Here is a 14,932-nt window from a genome sequence, read left to right as displayed (position 1 = left end):
ACACACGGTTCGGCCCAACTGGCCTCATCACCCCACTTCATAAGGGAGTACCACCATGTCCGAAACGCTTCACACCACTGATGTAGCCATCTCCGACGCCGACCTGCTCGGCGAGACCGAGAGCGCGGTGCGCGCAGCCGGTTCGGCATTGCGCGAGCGCTTCGGCGAAGTGGTCCGGTACGAGACCCGCGAAGAGCTGATGCACGCTCTCGCCGGCAACGACAACGCGGCTCTCGACATCCTGCGGCCCCGCCTCACGCGACTGCGGCCCGAAGCCGGCTGGGTGGAGGACGAGTTGGACGGCGGAGCGCTGCCGGCCGGCGAATGGTGGGTCGTGGATCCGGCCGAAGGCAACGTCAACCACCTGCACGCGCTGCCGGACTGGGCGGTCACGGCCACCCTCGTACGCGACAACCAGCCGGTGCTCACCGTGGTCCACCTGCCGCTGACCGGCGAGACCTACACGGCACTCAAGGGCGCGGGCGCGTACCTCGACGGCCGTCCCCTGCACGTCTCCCGGACCGCGGACCTCGGCCTCGGCATCGTGGCCACCAGCCAGGCCCGGCCGGACGAGGACGAGAGTGTCGTGCGGCGCGTCGGCGCCTCGATCACCTCGATGCTCTTCGACGCGCTCGTCGTCCGCACCTCCGTGCCCGCGACCCTGCATCTGGTGAACGTGGCCGCGGGCCGGATCGACGCCTTCTGGCAGTTCGCCGGAGCCCGCGCGGACCTGCTGCCCGGGGCTCTGCTCGTCGGCGAGGCCGGCGGACGGATCTCCGACGCGCAGGGCCGCCCCTGGACCCCGCTGAGCGAGAGCTTCCTGGCCGCCGCGCCCGGCGTCCACGGCGAGGCTGTCGCAACGCTCTCGCGCTGATCGCACACCACAGCCCGCGCGCACGCACACGCTCACTCGCGCACGTACACCCACACCCACAGAGAGATCATCATGACCACGATCGCAGTTATCGGAAACGGCCGCGTCGGCGGCAACCTGGCCACGGCCCTCACTCGGGCGGGGCACGAGGTGACCGTGGCGGACCGCACGCCGGGCGCCGCCGCAGGTGCTGCCCGGACAGCCGGAATCGTCATCAACGCCACCCCGGGCGCAGGCTCGCTGGAGCGGCTCGTGGCCCTGCGCGAAGAGCTGCGCGACACGATCCTCGTCGACGTGTCCAACGCCACCGTCGACGGACCCGACGGCCTGCCCGCCGACCTGATCTATCCAGGGTCCAGCCTCGCCGAGCAACTCCAGGAAGCGCTCCCCGAAACGCGCGTCGTCAAGACGCTCAACACCATGCTCTTCCCGGTGATGACCGCGCCCACCGCGCTCACCCAGGCCCCCGACGCCTTCCTCTCCGGCGAGGATCCGCAGGCCAAGCAGACGGTCCGCGACCTGCTCATCGACCTCGGCTGGCGCAAGGAGTGGATCACCGATCTCGGCGGGATCCGGACCGCCCGCGCCACGGAGTCGGCGATATTGTTCGTACCGCACGTGATGCGTTCCAGCGGGTTCGCGCCCTTCGCGATCTCGATCGCCCGCTGACGGTTCTCATTCCTGACCTGGGGAAACACGGGCTCGGGGTGCACAGAGTTGTCGTGTTGATGTGGGTGCGGGCCCTGGATGGGGCGGGAGGCGGGTACGGAGACATGGGTGGGGCTCCGCTGATCGCGGCCGTACGGAGTGGCCGCGCCAAGGTGGTCAAGGCTCTGCTGGCCGAGGGCGCCGATCCCAACTCGGTCGACGAACACGGCACGCCGGCACTGTGTCTGGCCGTGGACGCCTTCGACCTCCCGGTGATCGACGAGCTGACGATGTCGGAACGGCCGGTCCACCTCGACCAGCCCGGCGCCGACGGCCGTTCGCCCCTGCTGCGCGCCGTCGATCTCGGTGCCTGCGAGATCACGTCCGTGCTCGTCTGCGCGGGAGCCGATCCGGGGTTCACCGACCCCGAGGGGCGCAACGCCCTGGAGCTCGCACGGCACTGGCACCGCACGGGTCCGGAGACCGAGCTGCGCCGCAGGAGCGGCGGCGCATCGGAACCGATGGTGCGCAAGGCCGCTGTCGACGGCTGGGGGAACGTCTGCGAGGAGCTGTCGCTCGGCGGCCTGACGGTCCGCAACGGGCACACCGCGCTCCTCACCGAGCTGGAGCCCCGTTACGGAATCAAGCCGGACTTCGAGGAGTTGATGGGCCGCGCCCTCGCCGAGCCGGACGTCGAGCAGCCGGTGTGGGTGGCGACGACGCTCGCGCTCCAAGCGCGCCGTGCCACCGACGTCTGGCCGCGGGCCGTCGCCCTGCGTGCCCGCCCGAACCCCCTGGAACGGTACTGCGGAGCCGAGGTGATCCGTCTCATCCATCTCTTCGACGAGAGCTTCACCGAGGACGAGCACAGTGCCTTCGACGTGCCACTCGTCGACCTCTTCCTCCCGTGGGCGGCAACCGAGGAGGATCCCCGGGTGATGCGGGCGCTGGCCGCCGGCCTGTCCCAGGCCATGGACCCCCGGGCCCGGCAACCGCTGTTGGCACTCACCCGGCACACCGACCGGGAGGTCCGGCTATGGGCGCTCTCCGGCCTGCACGAGCCGGTCGCGCAAGGAATTCCCGAGGCACTGGCCGCTGTCGTGACGTGCACCCGGGACGCGGACGCATTGGTGCGCGCAGGGGCCTGCCGGGCCGTCGCACGGGCGGCCCCGGATTCTCCCGCCCCTTCGAACGCCCTCGCCGCCCGTCTCCACGACGAGGTCGAGGCAGTACGGGTGACGGCGGCGATCCAGCTGTTCCTGCGCGACGACCCGCGCGGTGACGGGGTGTTGCGCGATCTCGAACCTGTCGACGAGGACTCCCCCTACTTCGGCGACTTCCACGCCGTCCGGTACCACCACCGGGCGCCGAGCCCCGTCAAATGAACCGCTCGGCGGCGCCGGAATCACCGCGGTGCGGCCAATACGGCGGCGAGGCCCTCTCGCAGATCCTTGACGAAGTACTCGGGGACCTCCAGCGACGGAAAATGCCCCCCGCGCTCGGGTGACCTCCATCGCACGATCCGTCGGTACCGCTCCTGCGCCCAGGGGCGTGGGCACTTCTCGATGTCGCGGGGATACATGGTGATCGCCGACGGGACATCGACCCGGAGTCCGGGGTCCAGCGAGTTGTGGCTCTCGTAGTAGATGCGGGCCGCCGAGGCGCCGGTTCGTGTCAGCCAATACAGGGTGACGTCGTCGAGAACCCTGTCCAAGGAGAGCGTCTCGAACGGGCTGTCCCCGGTGTCCGACCACTCGGCGAACTTGTCGAGGATCCAGGCGAGCAGTCCGACCGGTGAGTCGACGAGCGAGTAGCCGATGGTCTGCGGCCGGGTCGCCTGCTGCTTCGCGTACGCCGCGCGGTGTCGCCAGAAGTCGCGGGTGTCCTCGGTCCACTTGCGCTCGGCCGCCGTCAGCCCGTCCGTCGTCAACCCGGGCGGCGCCTCCGCGAACAACGTATGGATGCCGAGCACGTGTGAGGGAAACCTGCCGCCGAGAACGGTGGTGATATTGCCTCCCCAATCGCCGCCGTGGGCCACGAACTTGCTGTAGCCGAGCCTTTCCATCAGGTCCACCCACGCGGCCGCGATCTTCTCGGTTCCCCAGCCGGTGGTGGTCGGCTTGTCGCTGTAACCGAATCCCGGGAGCGACGGAACCACGACGTGGAACGCCGGCGAGTCCGCGTCGTGCGGATTCGCCAACTCGTCCACCACGTCGACGAATTCGGCGATGCTGCCCGGCCAGCCGTGCGTCAGGACCAGCGGGGTGGCATCGGCGCGCGCGGACCGGCGGTGCAGGAAGTGAATGCCCAGACCGTCAATGGTCGTACGGAACTGGCCGATCCGATTGAGCTGTTCCTCGAAGGTCCGCCAACTGTATTCCGTGCGCCAGTAGTTCACGACCTCCACGAGGTCGGCGAGAGGAACGCCCTGCTCCCATCGGCGCCGGCCGGGCCCGGCGCCGGCGACCGTCTCGGCCTCCGGCAGTCGTGCCGCGGCCAGCCGCGCGCGCAGATCGTCGAGGTCGGCGTCGGTTGCCCGAGTGGCACATGCTTGTACGTCGCTGGTTGGGCTGGGCATGAGGCCTCCTGGCCGTCGTGGACCCGGCTGTCGCCTGCTGCGAACCGGCTATGACGGTTCTAACAGCTTTTCCGGCCGCATCGCAACCGGCTAAGGTGGTTCCATGTGCGCCGCGTTCCCTGACTTCCGCCTCGGCAATGTGCTGGCCACCAGCTTCACGGGGACTCTGTCGGAGCGTCACGGCGAAGCCCTGGAGCGCATTCCCACGCCACGACGGCTCGTCGACTGGCTGGCGGTGAACGGCCTGGCCGTGGACTCCTGCACCGCTGCTCAGCTCGGCCTCGCCCGGGAGCTGAGGGAGGCGATTCACGCCGCCGCGACAGCGGCCGCCATCCAGGACGCGCTCCCCGCGTCTGCCGTGGACGTCATCAATGGCTTCAGCGCCCGGGGGCGGGCCACAGTGATGCTGACGCCCGAAGGCAACCAGCGCTGGCGGCTCAACTCGGCCACCCGCGTGGAGGATGCCCTCGGCGTGATCGCCGCCGACGCGATCGGCATCATCGCGGGCGAACGAGACGGGCAACTGGCCTTGTGTGCATCGCCGACCTGCCGAGCCGCCTTCTTCGACACGAGTCGAAGCCGCACCCGCAAATGGTGCGACATGAACACGTGCGGGAACCGTCAGAAGAAGGCGCGGTTCAACGCCAACCAGCGGAGAAAACCCGGACCGGAGGAGTGATCGTCACCCCGGCGCACGCATCTGCATTCCGCGCGGCGCAGGGTGCGCCACCCAGGTCTGCCTGACAGGGCCGAGTCGACTGGACCGTTCAGCCAGCCCGTTGACTGAACGGCCGTGCGCGCGATTCGTTGGCTGCACTTCGAGACCGGGTAGGGGCGCATGACGGAGATCGGCAACGAATGCACGGCCTGCCCATTCATAGGTGACGATCGTTCGTTACCGGGCGGAACTCTCCTCAGGACAGCTCACTGGGTCGTACAGCATTCGGTGGGCCCGCTCGGGCTGGGCACCCTGGCCGTCATGCCGATCGGACATGTCGTCCGTGTCGCCGACCTGACCGGCCGCGACTCCGCGGAACTCGGTCCCCTGTTGCAGCGAACCAGCGCGGCGGTCACCGCGGTCCTGGAGCCCGACCAGGTCTACGTCTGCCTGTGGTCCCACGCCGGTGCGGTGCCAGGCCATCTCCACTTCCTGGTGCAGCCGGTCCGCAGGGAGGACATGGACCACTTCCGTGCCTACGGCCCGGTGCTGCAACTGGCCATGTTCGACGCCGACCGTCGGCCGAGCGCGACAGCGGTCGAGGACGTCTGCGCGCGGCTCAGGGCGGCGCTCGGCACCTGACCCCACGAGACCACCGGCCCGCAACCCTTCCGAGGGGCCCCATTCACCACTCCGGCCTTCTTCTGCCGCTGGGGTGTGCTGATCACCAGAACGTGACCAACTCGGCCCACTGGAGCGGGACTTGGCAGCCGGCTGGCTCCAGACAGCGGACAGCAGGGCCCGCACCGCGAGTGGCGGTGCGGGCCCTGCTGTCATGGGCCACCGCCCTGCGGCAGCGGTGCGTCAGCTCTGCGTGGAAGCTTCGCTCCCCTGCCCGGATTCCTCGGCCGCGCCTGCCTTCTCGCGCATCTTGCGCACCAGCTCCGCCTTCTGGTCGGCTGCTGCCCGGCGGTCGAGATTGCGGTGCGGCCCGTTGTTCTGGCGTTCGGCGCGAGACAGCCTCTTGCGCTGGCCGCCGCCCATGCCCACGGGGTTGTTGATGTTCTTGCTCACGGTCACGGGTTCTCCCGGTATGGATGTCGAAGTGATCTGCGGCTGCCTCGGAGGCGCCGGCCGACGAGGCCGAGGGACGTCAGCAGGGGCCCCTCAAGGCCTCACTCGTCAATCGGCGTCTGGAAGAACATGACAAAGACATTACCCGGTTCCGTAAGTCCCGCACACCAGCCTTTTCACCACCCGGCACCGGCCCGCCAGATGCCCCACCTGGCGTGACGGGTCGCCCGGGAGCGCATCCGAGGCCGGCGCTCTTCAGGCCGCCGCTTCCACCGCCTCCTCCCCCGCGGGCTCCTCGACGGTGCGGGCGTTGGTGAGACTCAGCGCGCCGCCCGCGGCGATCAGGCCGACGAGCACGGCGAGCAGGGCGTAGGTGATGCGCTCCCCGTGGAAGAACGACGTGACGAGCCCACTGCTCCACGTGCCGGCCGGGAGCTGAGTGGTGACGAGGGCGGCGATCAAGGTGCCGACCACCGCGGTACCGACGCTGGACCCGACCTCCTGCGCCGTGTCGTTGAGGGCGGCGCCGATCGACGTGCGGTTGCTCGGCATCGCGTCGACGAGGGCGACCGCGCAGATCGTCATGACGGTGCGCAGTCCCACGGTCATGAGGACCATGCAGACCGCGATGGCGGTGTACCCGTGGTAGACGCCCCAGGAGAGGCCGGCCAGCGCACCGGCCAGGCAGGCCGCACCCACCAGGCAGGCGATGCGGTGGCCGAAGCGGCGCGCGAGCCACTCGGACAGCGGGGTGGCCACGAGCATGGTCACGATGATGGGCAGGTTGGCCAGGCCGGCCCGCACGGGGCTCCATCCGTAGGCGTACTGGAAGTGCAGGATGAGTCCGAACATCACGCTGGCCATCGCGATGGACGTACCGATCTGCGCGAGGGCCGCGCCGCGGACCGTTCCGTTGGAGAAGAGGCGCAGGTCCAGCATGGGTGCCGCGCTGCCGCGCTCGTGGCGGACGAAAGCGATCGCGGCCACGACGGCGCCCGCGATCGACGCGAGGGTGGCCGCGGAGAGCCAGCCGTGGTCGACGCCGCTGGTCAGCGAGTAGCAGGCGAGTCCGATGGCGGCGACGCTCAGGACGGCGCCGGGCAGGTCGAGTGCGTCCTTGGTCAAGTCCTCCGGGCGGTCCGCGGGGACACCGAGGCGGACGCCGATGCAGGCGATCAGGGCGATCGGGGCGTTGATGATCAGCAGCCACTCCCAGCTCACGTGGGCCAGCGCGGTGCCGCCGAGCAGCGGTCCGAGGACGAAGCCGGACATGCCGACGACGATCATCACGGTCATGGCCCGCATCCGCAGGGCCTTGTCGTCGAACAGCCGGAAGACCAGCGAGTTCGTGATCGGGGCCATCGCGGCAGCGGCTATGCCGAGCAGGGCACGCAACGCGATGAGTTCGCCGGCCGTGGTGACGAGGACGACGCACAGGCTCAGCGCGCCGAACACGGCCAGCCCCACCAGCAGCACCCGGCGGCGGCCGAGCCGGTCGGCCATCGAGCCCGCGGTGAGCAGCAGACCGCCGAAGGTCAGGGAGTACGCGCCGGTGACCCACTGCAAAGCGGTCGTGCCGCTGCCGAGGTCGCGGCCGATCGTGGGCAACGCGATCGAGAGCAGGGTGTTGTCGACCATCTCGACGAAGAAGGCCAGGCAGAGGGCTGCCAGGGGGATCCACGCCGCGCGCAGCGACGGATAAGCGCGCGAGGGGGTCGGAGGCGTAGCGGTGGTCATGGCAGTCCTTCTGATCGAACAGCGTTCCGTTATCGAACGGCGTACGATGAGCTACGATAGAACAACGTTCGATAGGATGTAAAGCGAGAGGTCAAGCCATGACTCCCCAGCAGGACCGCCCCCGCGGAGGACGTCGACGGGCTTCGCACTCGATGGAGTCGGTCCTCACCGAGGCAGTGGCCCTGCTCGACGAGGCGGGCGAACCCGCGCTCACGTTCCGGGCGCTCGCGCAGCGCCTCGGCGGCGGCGTCGCCAGCATCTATTGGTACGTGGCGAGCAAGGACGAACTGCTCGACCGCGCGACCGACCACGTGATCGGGGCCGCGCTCGCCGACATCGAGGCACTCCCGTCCCACGACGATCCGATCGACGACCTCCGGGCGATGGCCGTCTCCCTCTTCGACGCGATCTTGGCGAGGCCCTGGCTGGGCGCGTACTTCATGCGCAACACGGATGTCCAGGGCAACGCGCTGCGCCTCTACGAGAAGCTCGGGCAGCAGACCCTCCGCCTGGACCTCACCGCGCGTCAGCGCTTCCATGCCGTGTCCGCGGTCGTGGGAGTCGTCGTCGGCTCCGCCATCGACCTGGGCCAGGAGCCGCCCCAAGAGGTCCTCGACGGTGCGGTGGGCCGCGACGAGTTCCTGGGCCGCTACGCCCAGGCCTGGCGGGAGCTCGACCCGACGGACTTCCCGTTCGTGCACGAGATCGTCGACGAGTTCGACGGACACGACGACATCGACCAGTTCCGCTCGGCGTTGGAACTGACCCTGGCGGGCCTGCGTTTGCAAGCGGGCACCTGAGCGGCCCGAGGGGACCCGCTGCGCCTGGCCCGGACGGTACCCGCCCTCCGGGCCCGCCTTACCGCAGCAGGAGCAGGAGCAGGAGCAGGAACAACGCGCCACCTCACCCGCGATGTTGTCGGCCCGGCGTCCTCACCGCGCAGGTCCGGCCGGACGGTTCAAAGCGCGCGAATACCGTTCATCCGCATCAAGCGGGCGTGACGGCAGAGAGTGACTGCCGTCGGTCACCTGTGCGCGGTGAAGCCGTGCGGCCGGGCCGTGCCAAGGGGTGGACCGGCGACCTTGCGCCGACCAAGGTGTGGCACTGTGATCTGGGCCCGCACGCCCGCCGGAACAGACGTCGGAGAGGAACCGATTGTGACCGACCCCAAGGACAGGCTGGACGCACTGCGGGCAGACATCGAGCGCCGCAACCCCGGGCAGCCCGAGTTCCACCAAGCCGTACGGGAGGTCCTGGACACTCTGGGTCCGGTCCTCGCGGCCCGCCCGGAGTACGCGGAGGCCGGGCTCGTCGAGCGGCTCCTAGAGCCGGAGCGGCAGATCATCTTCCGGGTGCCGTGGACGGATGACCACGGCCGGGTGCACGTCAACCGCGGCTACCGGGTGGAGTTCAACAGCGCGCTCGGCCCGTACAAGGGCGGTCTGCGCTTCCACCCGTCGGTGGACATCGGCGTGGTGAAGTTCCTCGGCTTCGAGCAGATCTTCAAGAACGCCCTGACCGGTCTCGGCATCGGCGGCGGCAAGGGCGGCAGCGACTTCGATCCGCACGGCAAGTCCGCGGCCGAGGTCATGCGGTTCTGCCAGTCGTTCATGACGGAGCTGTCCCGGCACATCGGCGAGCACACCGACATCCCGGCCGGTGACATCGGCGTGGGCGGACGCGAGATCGGGTACCTGTTCGGCCAGTACCGCCGCATCACCAACCGCTGGGAGGCGGGGGTCCTGACCGGCAAGGGCCAGGGCTGGGGCGGTTCCGTGATCCGCCCCGAGGCCACCGGTTACGGTGCGGTGCTGTTCGCGGCCGAGATGCTGAAGGCGCGCGGGGAGTCCCTCGACGGGCTCAGCGCCGTCGTCTCCGGCTCCGGCAACGTGGCCCTCTACACGATCGAGAAGCTCCAGCAGCTGGGCGCCAACCCCCTGACGGCTTCCGACTCGTCCGGGTATGTGGTCGACGACAAGGGCATCGACCTGGCACTGCTCAAGCAGATCAAGGAGGTCGAGCGGGGCCGTGTGAGCGACTACGCCACCCGGCGCGGCTCGTCCGCCCGCTTCGTACGCCAGGGCCGGGTCTGGGAGGTGCCGGCGGACGTGGCCTTCCCGTCGGCGACGCAGAACGAACTGGACGTGGAGGACGCGCGCGCCCTCGTCGCGAGCGGCGTCAAGGCGGTCTCCGAGGGCGCGAACATGCCCACCACCCCCGAAGCGGTGCACCTCTTCCAGGAGGCCGGGGTCGCCTTCGGCCCGGGCAAGGCCGCCAATGCGGGCGGTGTCGCCGTCAGCGCGCTGGAGATGGCCCAGAACGCGAGCCGGGTGGCATGGAGCCGCGAGCGGGTGGAGGACGAACTCGCCGGCATCATGCGGTCCATTCACGCGGTCTCGCACGAGACGGCCGAGCGCTACGGCGCCCCCGGCGACTACGTGACGGGCGCCAACATCGCCGGCTTCGAGCGGGTCGCCGACGCCATGCTCGCCCAGGGCGTCATCTAGGCCGTTCGGTCCGCTCGCCTCGCCGGCCCTTCGCGGATGGCGGCGAGGCGAGCGTTCCACGCCGAGGACACGGCTGGTCGGACACGAATGGCCCGGTCTCTCCAGGGATCGATCGGCACCGGGCCACTACGAGGTGGACCACTCGATCAGGGGTGGTCGGACAGCCGCGCACAGCGGGTCTCCCTGCGGGTCCGTCAGCCCCAGCCTCCCGACCAGCAGGCCCCCTTCGACGGCCGCCGCCAGAATCGCGGGTGCGATGCCGTCGAACACCAGCTTCGCCCTCCGGAACATCGTGAACCTCTCGTGTTCGTCGACCGTGCCCCAGGACAGGTAGATGAACCTGCCGCCCGGACGGCCCTGAACACAGGGGCCCCGCAGGTCCCACCCTCCCCCAACGGGCGTGGCCGTGACCTCCAGTTCCCACTCCGCCGACGCCGCATCGCCCGGGTGCGGCCCGAGCAGCTCAGTGGGTCGGTCGCGCCGCTGCACGGCGACGTGGACGTTGCGGTGTTCGGGGCCGGACTCCCGGCCGGGCAGCCGTGATCCCTCGATGCGAACGAGCATGGCTCCATCATCCACCGCAGGGCAGCCATCTCCCCGTCGGCAAGGCCTGACAGGACGGGAGTCGGAACGCGTCCCCCGCCGTGCCGCCACGGCATCCCAGGAGACCGGTCCGGCAAAGGCAGCTGAAGTTCTGCTCTGGATATCCCCATGTCCGTGCTCACCGCGCCCCAAGCGCCGGATGCTGCGCTAGCCGTCCGGTCTGACTGAAGGGGCGGTCGTGGCAGACGAGTTGTTGGGGAGACTGCTCATGACAAGACGTGCAGCACAGTGGGCTGTTGCCGGGGCGGCCGCGTTCGCCTTGGCGATATCGACACAGGCGTCGGCGCCGGTGCCCGCGTTCGCGGACACGGCTCCGCAACTGGATCTGAAGGTCCTCCTGATCGGCGGCGGCCAGGAGGATCCGACCACGCTCGCGTGGCAGCACGCGTTGGACACCGAAGGGGTCGCGTACAGCCTGGTGAACGCCACCGGCGACGTGGGCAGCGAAACGGTCTCGCTGCCGCCGCTCTCCAGCGGTACGCACGGCTTCTACAACGGCGTGGTGTTCGCGGATTCGCCGGTGTGGTTCGGCTCAGGACAGCTGACGGCCCTGGACAGCTACGAGTCGAGCTTCGGCGTACGGCAGATCGACGGATACGTATACCCCTCGGCCTCGGTGGGACTGACCCCGGCCGGCTCGGGCGCGATGAGCGGTACCGCGCGGCTGACGCCGTCCGGTCTTGCCGCGCTGCCGGAATTGAAGGGGCCGGTGCCGTTCGAGGCCGGGTCCTACGGCTATCCGGCGACTCCGGTCGGCGGCGCGCCCGTCACCCCCTGGTTACAGAACGCGGCCGGCCAGACGCTCGCCGCCGTCTACCAGCATCCGGCCACCGACGCGCAGGCCGGCGTCGCCGAGCTGGCACTGACCTTCAACTACAACGCCACCCAACTGCCGTGGCTGCTGCTGAGCCCCGGATTGATCGACTGGGTAACGCAGGACACCCACTTGGGCCTGTACCGGAACTACTTCGGGCAGGACGTCGACGACGTGTTCATCGCCGACAACGAGTGGAGCAACAAGTACCAGTGCACCCCGGCGGCGACCGATCCGAACGACGTCCTGTGCCCGCCGGGCGTGGGCGGCAACGCGGCCGACGCTCCGCCCGACACCCAGATGAGCGCGGCGGACGTGGACTACGTGGCCAACTGGGAGAAGCAGACCGGCATCAAGCTGGAGCTCGCGTTCAACGCGATCGGCGCGTGCACCACGCCCACCGCGGCTGACGCGTCGAACGCCAACTGCTCGGGCAGCACCGCGGTGAACGGCACCACCTACACCGACCCGGGGCAGACGGTCGACCCCGCGTATCCCCCTGACGCGGCCTTCGTGAACGAACTCCTCAAGCAGCAGGCGTCGTTCAACTGGATCAACCACACCTGGTCGCACATGTTCCTGGGCTGCACGGTCGCGGCCCCGCAGCCCGCTGACGTACCGGTCGCGGGTACGAACGGCTCACTGGCCCCGGGCGCTTACAGCTACGAGATCACCGCGGCCACCGCCTACGGCGAGTCGGAGCCCTCCACGCCGCAGCAGATCACGGTCGCGGCGAACGGATCGGTCGCCCTGTCCTGGCCAGACGCCCCCAACGGTGGCGGCCCGAGCCTGGCGCAGCTGGAATCCCGGTACTCCGGCGGCACCGGCTTCTGGGGCTACGACGTCTACCGCGCCCCCGCGGGCTCCACCGACTTCGGCCTGGTCGGCCAGGTGAAGGAGGACCCGGCCGGCTCGGCCACGTCCTACTCCTTCACCGACACCGGGGCCACCAGCCCGGGCAGCGGCCCCGGCAGCACCGCCACCTACCCGACGGCGACCGACCCCGGCATCGGCTGCGCGAACGCCGCCGGCTGGGTACCCGCCAGCGGCACCACGGCCGACTCCGGCATCGAGCAGGAGATCGGTCTGAATGACGCCTTCGCCGCCAACAACGGCCTGAGCGGCTTCTCCGCACACTCCGTCGTCACCGGCGAGCACTCCGGCCTTGAGAACCCCAACATCCCGAAGGCCTTCGCCGACACCGGCGTCAGTGTCTTCGGCGCCGATGCCTCACGCCAGCCCCAGTCGTACACGATCACTGGCACCAGCTCGGGCGGGACCAGCAACAGCGCGGCCTCGGCGCCCCGTTATCCCAGCAACATCTACTACAACGCGGCCAACTGGGCCGACGAGCTGAACGAGTACAACACCGCCTACGTCGCCGCCGGCTCCTCGATCGGCGACAGCCAGTATCCGGCCGAGACCGGTAAGTGCTCCAACACTCCGTCCACCACCTGCACCACGACTCCCGCCACCGAAGCCACCGTGCTCGCCTCCGAGTCCCGGATCATGCTCGGCCATGTGCTGGCCGACGACCCGCGGATGAACTACGCCCATCAGTCCAACCTGATCGGGCCGGCATCGAAGACCGTGGGTGGAACCACCTCCGACTATGGCTATACGCTCCTGACTCTGCTCAGCAACATGCAGGCGCAGTACGGGAGTTGGTCCACCGCACCACTGGTCCAGATGACCGACGCCACGCAGTCCCAGGTGCTGGCCGAGTCCGCGGCCTGGGCGACCGCGAGGAACGCCGCCACCGTCACGGCCACCGTGCAGAACGGCTCCGTCGTGATCGGGAACTCCGGCGGCTCCGCGGTATCGGTGCCGGTCACCGTCCCCGCCGGCAGCACGGTCAACGGGGCGGACTTCGGCGATTCCTACGGCGGTACCCGATCGGCCTGGGCCCCCGTGGGCGCCGGCAGCTCGATCACGGTCACCGTGCCCGCCGGCGGCAGCACCCCCGGCACCGCACCCGTGCTCACCGGCCCGACCACCGCGTCCGCCACCGTCGGCACCGCGTTCAGCACCACCGTCACCACCACGGGTGCTCCGGTCCCCGTACTCACCGAGTCCGGAACCCTTCCGGCCGGGCTCACCTTCAAGGACAACGGCGACGGGACCGCCACCGTGTCCGGCACCCCGGGGGCCGGGAGCGGCGGCAGCTACCCGTTGACCATCAGCGCGGCCAACAGCGCGGGCAAGGCCACCGGCCCGCTGACGATCACCGTCAGCCAGCCCCCTGCCTTCACGAGCAAGTCCAGCGCCGTCACCAGCATTCTCACCCGGTTCGCCTTCACGGTCACCACGACCGGCAGCCCGACCGCGACCCTCACGGAGAGCGGCGCCCTGCCGGCGGGTTTCAAGTTCACTCCCGCTAACAACGGAACGGCGACCATCACCGGCACCACCCTGGTGCCCGGCACGTACCGCCTCACCCTCACCGCCAAGAACACGGCGGGAACCACGACCCAGCCCTTCACCCTCACCGTCGGCCTGTAGGACCTTGCGCCACGGCACGGCCCGTTCCGCATCCGGAGCACGCGGAACGGGCCGTGCCCGCGACCATGGCCGGCGCGGACTCCGGTAAGCCATGGAGCACTTGTGTCACTTCCTCCAGAACAAGTGGTGCGTCACACCGCTCGGGCTGGGCACGACATCGAGGTGGAACCGGTCGAGCAACTCATCGGGCGAGTCCCAGAGCCGGAGTCCGGATCCGAGCTTCACGGGTGTCACCGCCACGTGCAGGGTGTCGACGAGGTCGGCTTCGAGGAACTGCCGGATGGTGGTGACTCCACCACCCAGCCGGACGTCCTTGCCCTGGGCCGCCTCCCGCGCCTGGTCGAGGATCGCTGCCGGATCACCCGAGACGAAATGGAAGGTGGTGTCGGAAAGCGTGATCGACGGACGTTCATGGTGGGTCAGGACGAACACCGGGGTGTGGAACGGGGGCTCCTCACCCCACCAGCCGCGCCACTCGTGGTTCTGCCAGGGCCCGCGCTGGGGACCGAACTTGTTGCGGCCCATGATCTCGGCGCCGATGTTGCGGGCGTAGTCCCGCGTCAGGTAGTCGTCGAGGCCCCGGCTGCCGCCGCCGTCGGTACGCATGGGCCAGCTGGCCGTGGCCCCGGCCCAGGTGAACAGTTTCGCGGGATCGATGCCGGGACCGAACGGGTTCTCCAGGGTCTGGCCCTCACCGGCGCCGATACCGTCGCTCGAAATGGTGAAGTTCTGGACTCTCAGTAGCTGGGCCATCTTTCCTCCTGCGTTGGCGGTGACGACGAGGTGACACCGCAGGTGTCCGAGATGACTCCTCGGGCAGCGAGAACTCATCGGCGTGTCCACGGCTGGCCAGGATTGTGACACCACGGACGCGCTGAAAGCCGTATTGCGGGGTCACACGGTCTCGTACAGCCGCCGCGGGTGAGCGGGGTGGGCC

The 14,932-nt window shown here is 69.7% G+C and carries 13 protein-coding genes; 8 read left to right on the top strand and 5 right to left on the bottom strand.

The genetic code is table 11. The features are described 5' to 3' along the window. Nucleotides 1-55: 55 nt before the first annotated feature. The 3 genes from ACFYNP_RS12405 to ACFYNP_RS12395 all read left to right on the top strand — a co-directional run bounded on the left by ACFYNP_RS12405 (nt 56) and on the right by ACFYNP_RS12395 (nt 2,907). On the top strand, nt 56-874 hold the full coding sequence (locus ACFYNP_RS12405; protein WP_388785033.1) for an inositol monophosphatase family protein: 819 nt from the start codon (nt 56-58) through the stop codon (nt 872-874). Nucleotides 875-946: 72 nt separating this feature from the next. Next, the gene (locus ACFYNP_RS12400; protein ID WP_388785031.1) at nt 947-1,543 is read left to right on the top strand and encodes an NADPH-dependent F420 reductase; all 597 of its coding nucleotides are present in this window, start codon (nt 947-949) and stop codon (nt 1,541-1,543) included. A 104-nt stretch (nt 1,544-1,647) separates the two neighbouring features. Continuing rightward, on the top strand, nt 1,648-2,907 hold the full coding sequence (locus ACFYNP_RS12395; protein WP_388785029.1) for an ankyrin repeat domain-containing protein: 1,260 nt from the start codon (nt 1,648-1,650) through the stop codon (nt 2,905-2,907). A 20-nt stretch (nt 2,908-2,927) separates the two neighbouring features. Here ACFYNP_RS12395 and ACFYNP_RS12390 read toward each other — a convergent pair whose 3' ends face one another. Further along, a complete protein-coding gene (locus tag ACFYNP_RS12390) occupies nt 2,928-4,100 on the bottom strand; it encodes an epoxide hydrolase (protein ID WP_388785027.1) in 1,173 nt (390 codons plus the stop codon). 103 nt (nt 4,101-4,203) lie between these two features. Here ACFYNP_RS12390 and ACFYNP_RS12385 point away from each other — a divergent pair, with 103 nt between their 5' ends. Together ACFYNP_RS12385 and ACFYNP_RS12380 are read left to right on the top strand one after the other, a co-directional pair. Continuing rightward, entirely contained in the window at nt 4,204-4,779 is a 576-nt protein-coding gene (locus ACFYNP_RS12385; RefSeq protein WP_388409897.1) for a CGNR zinc finger domain-containing protein, read from the top strand. Between the two features lie 300 nt (nt 4,780-5,079). Then, on the top strand, nt 5,080-5,400 hold the full coding sequence (locus ACFYNP_RS12380) for an HIT family protein (protein ID WP_388409899.1): 321 nt from the start codon (nt 5,080-5,082) through the stop codon (nt 5,398-5,400). Nucleotides 5,401-5,622: 222 nt separating this feature from the next. Here the strand turns inward: ACFYNP_RS12380 and ACFYNP_RS12375 are convergent, their stop codons facing one another. Both ACFYNP_RS12375 and ACFYNP_RS12370 read right to left on the bottom strand, forming a co-directional pair. Beyond that, nucleotides 5,623-5,838 carry a DUF6243 family protein gene (locus tag ACFYNP_RS12375; RefSeq protein WP_388409901.1) on the bottom strand — a complete coding sequence of 72 codons (216 nt, stop codon included), beginning with the start codon at nt 5,836-5,838 and terminating at the stop codon, nt 5,623-5,625. 249 nt (nt 5,839-6,087) lie between these two features. Then, entirely contained in the window at nt 6,088-7,569 is a 1,482-nt protein-coding gene (locus ACFYNP_RS12370; RefSeq protein WP_388409903.1) for an MFS transporter, read from the bottom strand. Between the two features lie 152 nt (nt 7,570-7,721). On the opposite strand from ACFYNP_RS12370, the gene ACFYNP_RS12365 reads away from it, so the two are divergent. Together ACFYNP_RS12365 and gdhA are read left to right on the top strand one after the other, a co-directional pair. Continuing rightward, nucleotides 7,722-8,369, top strand: a complete 648-nt coding sequence (locus ACFYNP_RS12365; RefSeq protein WP_388785283.1) for a TetR/AcrR family transcriptional regulator — start codon at nt 7,722-7,724, stop codon at nt 8,367-8,369. Nucleotides 8,370-8,726: 357 nt separating this feature from the next. Then, nucleotides 8,727-10,076, top strand: coding sequence for an NADP-specific glutamate dehydrogenase (gdhA, locus tag ACFYNP_RS12360; protein ID WP_388785026.1), 1,350 nt, complete (start codon nt 8,727-8,729; stop codon nt 10,074-10,076). A gap of 126 nt (nt 10,077-10,202) precedes the next feature. Here gdhA and ACFYNP_RS12355 read toward each other — a convergent pair whose 3' ends face one another. Next, nucleotides 10,203-10,640, bottom strand: a complete 438-nt coding sequence (locus ACFYNP_RS12355; RefSeq protein WP_388785025.1) for a DUF5990 family protein — start codon at nt 10,638-10,640, stop codon at nt 10,203-10,205. Nucleotides 10,641-10,887: 247 nt separating this feature from the next. On the opposite strand from ACFYNP_RS12355, the gene ACFYNP_RS12350 reads away from it, so the two are divergent. Further along, a complete protein-coding gene (locus ACFYNP_RS12350; protein WP_388785024.1) occupies nt 10,888-13,995 on the top strand; it encodes a putative Ig domain-containing protein in 3,108 nt (1,035 codons plus the stop codon). A 105-nt stretch (nt 13,996-14,100) separates the two neighbouring features. On the opposite strand, the gene ACFYNP_RS12345 is transcribed toward ACFYNP_RS12350, so the two are convergent. Continuing rightward, entirely contained in the window at nt 14,101-14,748 is a 648-nt protein-coding gene (locus ACFYNP_RS12345; RefSeq protein ID WP_388409914.1) for a dihydrofolate reductase family protein, read from the bottom strand. Between the last annotated feature and the right edge of the window lie 184 nt (nt 14,749-14,932).

It is taken from the genome of Streptomyces sp. NPDC006691 (genome assembly GCF_042869955.1).
In the GTDB taxonomy this organism is placed as follows: Bacteria; Actinomycetota; Actinomycetes; order Streptomycetales; family Streptomycetaceae; genus Streptomyces.
This window is presented reverse-complemented; position numbering and strand designations above follow the sequence as displayed.